Below are 11,787 nucleotides of genomic sequence, written 5' to 3'. Positions count from 1 at the left end.
GAGCGCGGCGCGGCAGCCAGGCGGAGGTCAGCGCGTAGCGGCGGCGAGGTGCGGGCGGAGCGCTTCCAGCAGCTCCGGGCCCTTGGGCACGCCGCCCACGCGCAGCAGTTCCCGGCCTTCCGGGTCCAGCGCGAGCGTGGTCGGCGTGCTGAGCACCGACAATGCCTGCGCGACCTCGGGACGTTCGGTGACGTCCAGGTCGACGTGGTGCAGGCCGTCGGTCTTCTCCGCGAGCGTCGAGAGAATCGCTCGCGTGTGCCGGCACGGGGTGCAGAACGTGGTGGAGATCTGCACCAGGGTGACGGCGGATTGCGGATCAAGGGCCTCGGAGACCGGAGCGGGGAGCGTCCGGGTCTGCGCCGCCGGTTTGGCCGCGCGGATCCGGCCGTTGCGGGCGCGCAGGACCAGGCCAGCGGCCGTCGCGACGACCAGCGTCGCCAGCAGCACCCACACTCCGGTCACCGGGATCAGCCTCCGTGGTTGGTGGACAGGTCGGCGAAGTTCACGTCGTGCGCTTCGCCCTTGATGGTCACCGAACCGCTGTCCACGCGGACCGCGGTCGGGGTGACCGACAGCGGCAGCCGGGTCGTCGAAATGCTGGCCCGGAAGTTCGGCAGCAGAGCTTTCTGCACAGCTTCCGGAACGATCGTGGTGCTCTGGTCATTCCCGAACTGCAACCGGTAAGGCACGATCGAGATCGTCTTCTCCTTGAGCTGGATGAGCGCGAAGCAGAAGATCTCCACCTTCTGCCCGGCCACCTGCACGTCGCCGGAGATCCGCACGCCCGCGCTGGTGCCGTCGGCCGGTTCGCCGTCGGCGTTGGTCGGCGTCGGGTCCGGCTGCTTGCCCTGCTCGGTGTCGCCGTACTTCACGTACGCCTGGGTCGACTGCTCGATCTTCAGGTTCTGGATCTTGTTCAGCGGCGAGACCCGGGCGAGGTCGGACGCCTTGATCGTCACCGCGCCGGTGAGCTTGCCGATCTTCACCGCCTTGGTGTTGCCGGACGTGAGGTCCGAGAGCGGCGCGATGACGTCCTCGAGTTCGGCGCTCACGCGCAGGTCGCGCAGTTCGCTGCCGACCGGCACGCCGTCCGCGGAAACGGTGATGTGACTGTAGTCACCGGAGAGCGCCTGCACGGTGAACGGGAAGCCGTGGATGGTGACCGACGGATCGTCGCTCAGCCCGAGCTGTGCGCGGGCCTTCTGCGAGATCGTGTGCTCGGCGAAGGCCGCCGCTCCGAAATCCGCACCGACCAGCAGGAGCACCAGCACTCCCAGCACGATGAGCCACCGCCGCACGCGCCTGCCGCGGCGGCCGCCGCCGGGGTTAGGGGCCGGTCGGTCGTCCCGGGTCACGGGCCTGCTCGCCATCGCCTCGGTTCTCCTGTTCGGGTGGATTTCGTCGTGGTGCGGGTCACGCTCCGGCCGTTAGACCAGGTGTGATCGATCCAGCACGAGCTAGGTGCCGGGGTGTTCACCCGCTATTCTCACTTAGCACCGACCGACGCCACGTTCGAGGCGACGAATCTGAAGGCGGTGCGGATCATGAGCTTGGACCTGCTGGTGCTGACGGGGGAACTCGACGCTACCTCCGTACTACCTGCGCTGGACCTGCTGCCGCACACCGTACGCGTACGCGAGCCGGAAGTGACGGCCCTTCTCGACGCGGGTCACCGGGACGTCATCCTTCTCGACGCGCGCAGCGACCTCGCGTCCGCGAAGAGCCTGTGCCGTCTGCTCAAGGGCGCGGAGGACGAATCGGGCACGCCGGTCATCGCGGTGGTCGGCGAAGGCGGTCTGGTCGCGGTCAACGCCGAATGGCGCACGGACGACATCCTGCTGCCCACCGCTGGTCCCGCGGAGGTCGACGCACGACTGCGGCTGGCCACCACTCGCGATGGCATCGGCCTGCAGGCAGACGCCGAACTGCGCGTAGGCGACCTTGTCATTGACGAAGCGACGTACACGGCGAAGCTGCGTCGTCGCACGCTTGAGCTGACGTACAAGGAGTTCGAGCTCCTTAAGTACCTCGCCCAGCACGCTGGTCGCGTGTTCACTCGCGCGCAGCTGCTGCAGGAAGTGTGGGGTTACGACTTCTTCGGCGGCACGCGCACGGTCGATGTCCACGTACGGCGGCTTCGCGCGAAGCTCGGTCCCGAGCACGAGCAGATGATCGGCACCGTGCGAAACGTCGGCTACAAGTTCGAGCGGCCGGCGAAGGGTGCGAAGCCGGTTGTCGCGGTTCCGGCCGACGCTTCGGAGCTGACCTCCCGCTGACATTCGCCGGTAAGGTCGGTTTGTGGCTATCGACCTTGGCGACTGGACGACCGATCCCGACGACGCGGTGCGCGAAGTGCTGCTCGCGGTCAAAGCGACTGACGGACGTCCCGAGGTCGACCCGGCCGGACCGTTGCCGCGCGAATTCGAAGGCGGGCTGCATCTCCTCGCCCGCTTCGACGGCGTGCCCGCGGGATACGTCCACCTTGACACCGAAGGCGATTCCCACGGCCATCAGGTCGCGGAGCTTTTCGTGCACCCGGATTTCCGGCGTCGTGGCGTCGGCACCGCGCTCGCGCAGGCGGTAGTCGAGCGCGCCGACAAGGGTTTGCGCGTGTGGGCGCACGGCGATCACCCTGGTGCGGCGGCGATCGCGGCGAAACTCGGCCTCGGCAGGCAGCGCGAGTTGCTGATTCTGCACGTCGACGTTGCCGATGCGGACTGGCCGGAACCGGTGCTGCGCAACGGTTACCGGTTGCGCACCTTCGTTCCCGGGCAGGACGAGGACGCGATGGTCGCGGTCAACGCGCGCGCGTTCGACTGGCATCCGGAACAGGGCGCGCTGACCGCCGCCGAGGTGCGTGCCGAGGAACTCCAGGCCTGGTTCGACCCGGCGGGCTTCTTCCTCGCGGAGAACGAGAACGGCGAGGTCGCCGGCTTCCACTGGACGAAGGTGCACGACCCGATGCCCGGCCGGTTCGACGGAGACCCGGTCGGGGAGGTCTACGTGGTCGGCGTCGATCCTGCTACTCAGGGTAGTGGCCTCGGCAAGGCGCTGACCTTGGCCGGACTGCGCTACCTGCGCTCCCGCGGACTACCGAGGGTGATCCTCTACGTCGAGGGCGACAACGCCGCGGCATTGGCTGTGTACAACAAGCTGGGGTTCCAGCGTTTCGAGACCGACGTTCAGTACGGTGAGTGATCACAATCGACGCGAGCGGTGACCCGTGTTACTTTCTGCGTACTAGCAGGTCACGACCAGGCCACGGCACCCGTTCGGGGTAGTAGTCCTGCTCACAAACGGTGACTTGTTCACCTCCCGTTCATGCAACCAAGGACGCCCGTCCATCGAGGCTGCCTAGTGTCCGGTTCCGGTGCGGCTCACTCGCCGCCAATCCCGACCGGATTCAAAAAGGCACATCTCCGAGTGGAGGAAATGCAGTGAAGATCATGCGGCCCCTGGGTGCCGTCGGCATCGTGGCGAGCGCCGCGCTCGTCCTCGCCGCTTGTGGCTCCGACCCTTCGGCGTCGAGCAGCGGCTCGGGCTCGAACTCCGCCGCTCCCGCCGCCACCGGAACCGCCCAGGTCGACTGCGGGGGCAAGAGCCCGCTTTCCGCTGAGGGCTCGACGGCCCAGAAGAACGCCATCGAGGTGTTCAACCAGGCCTACAACAAGAAGTGCAACGGCCAGAAGGTGAACTACAACGGCACCGGCTCCGGCGCGGGCGTCAAGCAGTTCAACGCCAACCAGGTCGACTTCGGCGGTTCGGACTCGCCGATCAAGGACGCCGACCTCGCGGCCGCCACCAAGCGCTGCGGTTCGCCCGCGCTGAACATCCCGCTGGTCGTCGGCCCGATCGCGGTCGGCTACCACCTGTCCGGCGTGGACAACCTGACGCTGACCCCGCAGGTCATCGCCAAGATCTTCAACGGTGGCATCAAGAACTGGAACGACCCGGCCATCAAGGCGATCAAGGGCAACGAGAGCCTGAACCTGCCGGACAAGCCGATCCAGGTCGTCTCCCGCTCGGAGGAGTCGGGCACCACCGACAACTTCCAGAAGTACCTCGGCGCGGCTGCCAAGGACGTCTGGACCCAGGGCGCGGGCAAGAAGTTCAACGGCGGCGTCGGCAACGGTGCGCAGGGCTCGAACGGTGTCGCGAGCACCGTCAAGGGCGCCGACGGCTCGATCACCTACGTGGAGAGCGCGTTCGCCAAGGACGGCGTCACCCCGGCCAAGATCGACAGCGGCTCCGGCGGCGTCGAGCTGAACGCGCAGAACGTGGCCAAGTCGCTGGACGCCGCCAAGTTCTTCCACCCGGGCACCAACGACCTGGCGATGGACCTCAACGGCATCTACTCCAGCAACGTGCCGGGCGCCTACCCGCTGCTGCTGACCACGTACGAGATCGTGTGCTCGAAGTACTCGAACCCGGACGTCGCGAAGGCCGTCAAGGCGTTCCTGACGGTGGCCGCCACCGAGGGCCAGCAGCCGCTGTCGGCCAAGGGCTACGTGCCGATCCCGCAGAGCCTTCAGGACAAGGTGCTGAAGGCCGTCAAGGAAATTTCCTGAGCGACTGCCTAGCTGGTACGAAGGCTGACTAGAGACTGTCGATGAGCGACCAATCCTCGACGCGAACGCCCACCGGCGACCCCGGTGGGCGTTCGTCGTCCGCCCGAGCGTTCCCGGAGGATCCGATTTCGGACAAGCCACCCGCGCCGGCGCCGGAAGCGCCGCCCGCGCGGAAGAAGCCGACGAAGGTGCGAGCCGGTGACCGCATCTTCCAGAACCTGACCACCGGGGCCGGGATCTTCGTCGTCGCCCTGATCGCCTTGATCGGGATTTTCCTGGTCGTCCAGGCGATTCCGGCGTTGAAGGCGGACAAGGTCAACTTCCTGTTCAACCACGGGTGGTCGACGAACGACCCGGCGAACATGGCGTTCGGCATCGCCGACCTCGCCGAGGTCACCGTGGCCACCTCGCTGGTGGCGCTGATCATCGCGATGCCGATCTCGCTGGGCATCGCGCTGTTCCTCACCCAGTACGCGCCCGCGAAGCTGGCCCGGCCGTTCGCCTACGTCGTGGATCTGCTCGCCGCGGTGCCGTCGATCATTTTCGGCCTGTGGGGCATTCTCGTGTTCGCGCCCGCGATCGAGCCGTTTTCCGAGTGGGTCAACAGCACTTTCTCGTGGATTCCGATTTTCGCGCCGGGCAACATCGCCCCGAACGTGCGCGGCACCATTTTCACCGCCGGAATCGTGCTGGCGGTGATGATCCTGCCGATCATCACGTCGCTGACCCGCGAGGTTTTCGAGCGCACGCCGACCGCGCAGGTCGAGGGCGCGCTCGCGCTCGGGGCCACGCGCTGGGAGGTCATTCGCACCACGGTGCTGCCGTTCGGCAAAGCCGGTTTCGTCGGCGCGTCGATGCTCGGTCTCGGCCGTGCTCTCGGCGAAACCATTGCGCTGGCAGTGATTCTGCTGGTTCCGCAGGGGCGCAACTTCGACTGGAGCCTCTTCGACGGCGGCGCGACGTTCGCGTCGAAGATCGCCCAGAACTACAGCGAGTTCAACAACCCGACCTCGGCCGGCGCCTACATCGCGGCCGGCCTGGTGCTGTTCGTGCTGACGTTCCTGGTCAACTTCGCCGCCCGCTCGATCGTCGGCAAGAAGGGGGAGTGACCGTGTCGACCACCCTCGAACGACCCGCGACGACACCGGCTTTCCAGCAGGTGAGCGCGGTCCGCAAGGTCAAGAACGGCGTGGCCACCGTGCTGGTGTGGCTGTCGTTCCTGATCGCCGTGATCCCGCTGGTGTGGGTGCTGTACACGGTGATCGCCAACGGGATCAAGCGGATCCCGTACACCAACTGGTGGGGCCAGGACTTCGGTTCGGTGCTCGGCGACGAGGTCGGCGGCGGCGTGCTGCACGCGATCATCGGCACCCTGCTTCAGGGCCTGGTGTGCGCGGTCATCTCGGTGCCGATCGGCCTGCTGGTCGCGATTTACCTCGTCGAGTACGGCCGCGGCAAGCTGGCCAAGGCCACCACGTTCATGGTGGACATCCTCTCCGGTGTTCCGTCCATTGTGGCCGCGCTGTTCATTTACGCGCTGTGGGTCACCACGCTCGGCCTGCCGCGCAGCGGGTTCGCGGTGTCGCTCGCCTTGGTGCTGCTGATGATCCCGGTGGTCGTGCGCTCCGCGGAGGAAATGCTGCGGATCGTGCCGGACGACCTGCGCGAGGCCTCTTACGCGCTGGGCGTGCCGAAGTGGAAGACGATCATGAAGATCGTGCTTCCGACCGCGCTGTCGGGCATTCTCGGCGGCATCATGATGGCGCTCGCCCGCGTGATGGGCGAAACCGCGCCGCTGCTGGTGCTCGTCGGGTACACGTCCTACGTCAACTGGAACATCTTCAGCGGGGAGCAGGCGTCGCTTCCGTTGGTGATGAACAACGAACGCGCCACCAACTCGATGGACCCCGGCAGCGTCGGCTTCGACCGGATCTGGGGAGCCGCGCTGACCCTGGTGCTCATCATCGCCGTGATCAACCTGCTCGCCACGGTCCTTTCCCGCATCGTCGCCCCGAAGAAGAAGTGAGTCATGGCCAAGCGAATCGACGTCAAAGACCTGGACATCTACTACGGCAAGTTCCACGCGGTGGACAGCGTCACGCTGAACGTTCCGCCGCGGAACGTGACCGCGTTCATCGGACCGTCGGGTTGTGGCAAGTCGACCGTGCTGCGCACGCTGAACCGGATGCACGAGGTCATTCCCGGCGCGCGCGTCGACGGCCAGGTGCTGCTGGACGGGGAGGACATCTACGCGTCGGCGGTGGACCCGGTGCAGGTGCGCCGCACCATCGGCATGGTGTTCCAGCGGCCGAACCCGTTCCCCACGATGTCCATTAAGGACAATGTGGTGGCCGGGCTCCGCCTCGGCGGGGTGAAGAGCCGCAAGCAGCTCGACGAGGTCGCCGAGCGCGCGCTGCGCGGCGCGAACCTGTGGAACGAGGTCAAGGACCGGCTGAACAAGCCGGGCGGCGGCCTTTCCGGCGGTCAGCAGCAGCGGCTCTGCATCGCGCGGGCGATCGCGGTGCAGCCGGACGTGCTGCTGATGGACGAGCCTTGTTCGGCGCTGGACCCGATCTCGACGCTCGCGATCGAGGACCTGATCGGCGAGCTGAAGAAGGACTACACGATCGTCATCGTGACGCACAACATGCAGCAGGCGGCGCGGGTTTCGGACCAGACCGCGTTCTTCAACCTGGCCGGCGTCGGCCAGCCCGGCCGGCTGATCGAGCTGAACGACACGGAGAAGATCTTCTCCAACCCGGACGAGAAGGCCACCGAGGACTACATCTCGGGCCGCTTCGGCTGATTCCACTGTGGACGGCCGCCCTGGTTTTCCGGCCAGGGCGGCCGTTTTGTTTTCCGCGCACTAAAAAACCGCCGCCCCGCTTGTACGGCCGGGCGGCGGTTTCGCTGCGCTGTTTCAGATGGTCAGGTCTTCGTCGTCGGTGCCGTAGCCGGGCATCCGGCCGGTGACCACGAAAATCATCCGCTTGGCGACGGACACCGCGTGGTCGGCGTAGCGCTCGTAGAAGCGGCCGAGCAGCGTGACGTCGACCGCTGAGGCGACACCGTGCGGCCATTCGCGGTCCATCAGCACGGTGAACAGGTGCCGGTGCAGGTCGTCGACCTGGTCGTCCTCGGCCTCGAGATCCTTGGCCGCGGACACGTCCTTGGTCTTGATGATCGCCTCGACCTGGCGGGCGAGCTTCACCGCGGCCCGGCCCATCTCGGCGAAGTAGGGCTTGACCGCCTCCGGCAGCACCGGATCCGGGTGGCGGCGGCGGGCGGCCTTGGCGACGTGCAGGGCGAGATCTCCCATGCGCTCCAGGCTTTCCGCCGCGTGGATGGCGGCGAGCACGGTGCGCAGATCGGTCGCGACCGGGGCCTGCAGCGCCAGCAGTGCGTACGCCTGCTCCTCGCATTCGGCGCGCGCGTCGTCGACCTTCGCGTCGTCGCTGATCACCTGCTCGGCGAGGCCGAGGTCGACCTCCAGCAGTGCTTTGGTGGCCCGCTCCATGGCGTCGGCAACCTGGACCGACATCGCGGCCAGGTTTTCGGCGAGCTGATCGAGTTCGACATGGTAGGCCTCACGCATGACCACACCCTACGACGTGGACTGTCCGAATACCGCATCGCTGGGTGAACCGCGTATGAACCCCGTCTAACGAATCCGGAGTGCTCAGCCGGTGTTGGCGGTTTTGCCGGAACCGGCGTTCGCGGGCGGCGCGCTGGCCGCGGTTCCGGCGGGCTGGTTGCCCGGCAGCGGAGTGTTGTCGCGCAACGCGTCGAAGAGGCTCTTGGTCTTTTCCTGGACCAGAACTTCGTTGCCGCGCTTGTTCGGCAGGCCGACGGTGGGCACGGTCAGGAAGTTGATGTTGGCCGGGTCGAGCCCGCGCATCGATTGCGCGAGCGTCATCATCTGCTGCACGCCGAGGTTGTCACCGAACGTGGCGTGCGCGAACGCGGTGATGAAGCCGGACAGTTTCCCGGGATCCAGCACGACATCCGAAGACATGACCTTCTTCAGCAGCGCCCCGATGAACGCCTGCTGCCGCTTGATCCGGCCGTAGTCGGAGGTCGGGTCGCCGACGACGTGCCGGGCGCGCACGTAACTCAGTGCCTGGTCGCCGGTAATGGTCACGTCGCCGGTTTCGAGCAGCACCTTGCCGAGCGTGGTGTCGACGATCGGTTTCTCGTTGTGCACGGTCACCCCGTGCACCGCGTCGACCATTTCCTTGAACCCGTTGAAATCGATGCCGACGAAGTGGTTGATCCGCAGCCCGGTGATTTTCTGGATCACCTTCGTCATGCATTGCGGGCCGCCGACCGCGTAGGCAGTGTTGAGCTTGGCGATCTTCTGCTCGCGCACGACCTCGTCGGTAGTCTGCGATTTCGCCGGATCCCACCGGTTGCAATCCGGCCGGTCGATTTCCAGGTCTCGCGGGAACGAAACGACCACGACCCGCTTCCGGTCCGCGGGAACGTGCGCCACCATCACCGTGTCCGACCGCGCGCCCGGGATATTGGACGCGTCCCCGACATTTTCTTCAGACGATGCGCCGTCGCGGGAATCGGAGCCGACCATGAGGAAGTTCTCGTCGTTGGCCTGCGCGTCGGCGTTCTGGATGTCTGAGGAGTTTTCGTCCAGCGCGGACACCTGAGCGAATTTGGCGTCAAACCAGGTAACCGCACCCCACGCGACGCCCGTGCCAATGAAGATGAGCGCGACAACCACGATCAACGCAATCCGCCCGATCCGGACGTTGCGCGCGGTATGCCGCTGTTTCTTCTCCTGCAGCCGAGTCTGCTCCGGCTTTTCGGCAGGCTGCTCTTCTTCCTCTTCCTTGTCGAGCAATACCACCCGCTGCAACGCAGTCCGAGTCTGCTCGAACAAAGCCATCGACCGGGTAGTGAGCCGCTCCCGCCGCTCCCGACGCTTCGCTTCCTCAGCGGCGGCGTCATCATGCGCGGCGGAGAACCGAGCGAGACTGTGATCGATCTTGCGACGGTACTGAGTCGCCTCGTCGATCGCCTCCATCTCGTCGGTCATGGTGAGCGGATCCATCTCCGCCCGAACCGCCGCGGCCGGCCGAGCCGGGGTCCGCCGAGGCCGCTTGCCATTCGGCCCCTCGACGGCCTGACTCAGCTGAGTACGCTCCGGATCAACGGCGGGTTTCGCCGCCGGACTGAGCTGCGTCTGCTCGGCGTCCTCGGCCGCTACGGTGCCGAGCCCGATCCCCTTTACCGGGGTGAACTGCGTCCGATCCGCTGCGAGCGGCTGCTTTCCGTCTACGGCTGGGCTGAGCTGAGTCCGCTCGGCCTCCGGACCACCCTGCGGCCGACCATTCGGCCCGGGCCTGCGACGGGGGCGGCCGCGCTGCGGACGTTCGTTGTCCAGGTCACCGTCGAGGGCTGGGCTGAGTTGGGTTCGTTCGGGGTCTTGGGTTTTGTTTCGGACGCCCTCTTGCTGAGGGCCTTGTACTCCTGCGCCGCGACCGTCGCGGGCCGGGTTGAGCTGGGTTCGTTCCGGGCCTTGCGCCGCACCGCGGGCACCATCCAGCGCAGGGTTGAGCTGAGTTCGTTCCGGGCCCTGTGCTGCGTTCCGGCCGCCCTCTAGCGCTGCGACGCGGCCGCCGTCCAGCGCGGGGCTGAGCTGAGTCCGCTCAAGGCCCTGCGCTGCGTTCCGACCACCATCCGGCGCAGGCCCGCGCCGCGGACGTTCCGGCCGACGCGAACGTCCGGAACCGGCGTCGTCACCGTCCAGCGCAGGGCTGAGCTGGGTCTGCTCAAGCCCCTGAGCCGCAACCAACCCCGGCCCGTCGGGCGCGCCACCTCGCCCACGCCGCGGAGCCTGTCCGTTGCGCCCAGGCTCAGCCTGCTTGCCCCGCACCCGATCCGGCTCAAGCGCCGGACTTAGCTGCGTCCGCTCAAGTTCGTCCTCGGGTTCCGCCCCGCCAGGCACTCCGTCGAGGTCGGGTCGCCGCCCAGCCGGTCCAGGACCCGCCACCCGTCGACGAGGCGTGTTCGGCCCCGGCACGCGGTGCCCACCGGAATCCTGCCCAGTCGCGCGCGGCCCGTCAGGCTCGATCGGCAGCGCCGCCTCAGGCCCAGCCATCGGCAGTCCGGCGGCTTCAGGCCCAGCCGCCCGTCGCCTCGGCGGACCAGGCCTTCGCGGCCCGCCCGATTCCGGCCCAGGCACCCGATGCCCGCCAGAGTCCTGCCCCGGCGCTCGCTGCCCGTCGGGTTCGATCGGAAGCGCCGCCGAATCAGTTATCCGCCGCCCTTGCTCGACGGACCTCCGCTGCGCTGCAGGCCCAGCGGAATCAGGCCCGTCCAATTCCAGCCCAGGCGAGTCCGGCCCGCGCAGCCCGTCCGCTTCAGCCCGCCCAGGAGCGCTCTCCGCACCGTGCGGACGCCGAGGCCCAGGCGGCTCCGGCGAAACCGGAACGCCGCCCCCTTGCCGAGGCCGAGGCGGAAGCCCGTCCGCCCGCCGACGCCGCGGCCGCGCCTCCAGTTCCGGAGAGACACCCTCGGCACTCCCAGGCTGCCCGCCTACCGGCCCCTGCCCAAACTCGACCGCACGACGCACCCGCGGTTCGCCCGCCCAACCGTGCGATTCCACCGCCGAAGCTTCAGGCCCACCAGCCCCCATCGCCGGAGACCCGCCGGGCCCCCCGCGACGGCCAGCTACGTCCTCGGCCTCCTGGCCACCGCGACGACCAGTCCGAGAATCACCAAGCTCAGAATCCGGCGCGGCATGCCGGGTCTCCCCGCGGCCGTCGACTGGTCGAGCCCGCCGACCACCAGGTGCCGGGTAGCCACTTTCGCCAAGCCCTTCCCCCGACTCGACCTGCTCCCGCCGCCTGCCAGAACCATCCGGGTCGCCGACGCCGTCCGGTACCGCTCCGCCAAAAAGCGCCCGCCCACCCACTCGCGCAGGCCCGGCACCGCTGTCGACGTCCGAACCGCCTCGACGTCCGCCAGAAAGACCAGCGTCGCCACTGCGCCGGTCACCGCCCCCGTTCGGGCTCCCCAGCGCGGGTACGTCATCCGCCGGTCCGCTAACTCCGGTGCGCTCGGGACCGTCAGCTACCTCTCGGCTGTGCCGATTGCCGACACCGCCGAGACCATTGACCCGCCCATTCCCGCCAGCCGATCCGGCATCGTCTTCTGCCGCCCCGCCACGTCGGCTGCCTCGGCCGTTCGCGCGCCTGCCGAC

The 11,787-nt window shown here is 67.8% G+C and carries 12 protein-coding genes; 7 read left to right on the top strand and 5 right to left on the bottom strand.

What is annotated here, in order from left to right:
* Nucleotides 1-27: 27 nt before the first annotated feature.
* Complete coding sequence (locus tag PUT80_RS18075) at nucleotides 28-462, bottom strand: thioredoxin domain-containing protein (RefSeq protein WP_275292923.1); 435 nt, start codon at nucleotides 460-462, stop codon at nucleotides 28-30.
* Nucleotides 463-467: 5 nt separating this feature from the next.
* Nucleotides 468-1,370 carry a DUF2993 domain-containing protein gene (locus tag PUT80_RS18070; RefSeq protein ID WP_158691452.1) on the bottom strand — a complete coding sequence of 301 codons (903 nt, stop codon included), beginning with the start codon at nucleotides 1,368-1,370 and terminating at the stop codon, nucleotides 468-470.
* A 174-nt stretch (nucleotides 1,371-1,544) separates the two neighbouring features.
* Here PUT80_RS18070 and PUT80_RS18065 point away from each other — a divergent pair, with 174 nt between their 5' ends.
* The 6 genes from PUT80_RS18065 (at nucleotide 1,545) to pstB (ending at nucleotide 7,374) form a co-directional block, all read left to right on the top strand.
* A complete protein-coding gene (locus tag PUT80_RS18065; RefSeq protein WP_037809366.1) occupies nucleotides 1,545-2,276 on the top strand; it encodes a response regulator transcription factor in 732 nt (243 codons plus the stop codon).
* Between the two features lie 22 nt (nucleotides 2,277-2,298).
* Entirely contained in the window at nucleotides 2,299-3,198 is a 900-nt protein-coding gene (mshD, locus tag PUT80_RS18060; protein WP_275292922.1) for a mycothiol synthase, read from the top strand.
* A gap of 239 nt (nucleotides 3,199-3,437) precedes the next feature.
* The gene (pstS, locus tag PUT80_RS18055) at nucleotides 3,438-4,568 is read left to right on the top strand and encodes a phosphate ABC transporter substrate-binding protein PstS (RefSeq protein WP_275292921.1); all 1,131 of its coding nucleotides are present in this window, start codon (nucleotides 3,438-3,440) and stop codon (nucleotides 4,566-4,568) included.
* Between the two features lie 188 nt (nucleotides 4,569-4,756).
* Nucleotides 4,757-5,677, top strand: coding sequence for a phosphate ABC transporter permease subunit PstC (gene pstC, locus PUT80_RS18050; RefSeq protein ID WP_275292954.1), 921 nt, complete (start codon nucleotides 4,757-4,759; stop codon nucleotides 5,675-5,677).
* Nucleotides 5,678-5,679: 2 nt separating this feature from the next.
* Nucleotides 5,680-6,594, top strand: coding sequence for a phosphate ABC transporter permease PstA (gene pstA, locus PUT80_RS18045; protein ID WP_037808607.1), 915 nt, complete (start codon nucleotides 5,680-5,682; stop codon nucleotides 6,592-6,594).
* Between the two features lie 3 nt (nucleotides 6,595-6,597).
* Nucleotides 6,598-7,374, top strand: coding sequence for a phosphate ABC transporter ATP-binding protein PstB (gene pstB / locus PUT80_RS18040; protein WP_009084706.1), 777 nt, complete (start codon nucleotides 6,598-6,600; stop codon nucleotides 7,372-7,374).
* A 114-nt stretch (nucleotides 7,375-7,488) separates the two neighbouring features.
* Here the strand turns inward: pstB and phoU are convergent, their stop codons facing one another.
* A complete protein-coding gene (phoU, locus tag PUT80_RS18035; protein ID WP_037808604.1) occupies nucleotides 7,489-8,163 on the bottom strand; it encodes a phosphate signaling complex protein PhoU in 675 nt (224 codons plus the stop codon).
* Nucleotides 8,164-8,247: 84 nt separating this feature from the next.
* The gene (locus PUT80_RS18030; RefSeq protein WP_240691208.1) at nucleotides 8,248-9,618 is read right to left on the bottom strand and encodes an LCP family protein; all 1,371 of its coding nucleotides are present in this window, start codon (nucleotides 9,616-9,618) and stop codon (nucleotides 8,248-8,250) included.
* On the opposite strand from PUT80_RS18030, the gene PUT80_RS18025 reads away from it, so the two are divergent.
* Nucleotides 9,559-10,185, top strand: a complete 627-nt coding sequence (locus PUT80_RS18025; protein WP_275292920.1) for a hypothetical protein — start codon at nucleotides 9,559-9,561, stop codon at nucleotides 10,183-10,185. The two genes, PUT80_RS18030 and PUT80_RS18025, sit on opposite strands and share 60 nt — an antisense overlap.
* Nucleotides 10,186-11,255: 1,070 nt before the next feature.
* Here PUT80_RS18025 and PUT80_RS18020 read toward each other — a convergent pair.
* Nucleotides 11,256-11,582: a hypothetical protein gene (locus PUT80_RS18020; protein ID WP_275292919.1), complete on the bottom strand. Its 327-nt coding sequence runs from the start codon at nucleotides 11,580-11,582 to the stop codon at nucleotides 11,256-11,258.
* Nucleotides 11,583-11,787 lie beyond the last annotated feature (205 nt).

Source organism: Amycolatopsis sp. La24, from assembly GCF_029087445.1.
Taxonomy (GTDB): domain Bacteria; phylum Actinomycetota; class Actinomycetes; order Mycobacteriales; family Pseudonocardiaceae; genus Amycolatopsis; species Amycolatopsis nivea.
This window is presented reverse-complemented; position numbering and strand designations above follow the sequence as displayed.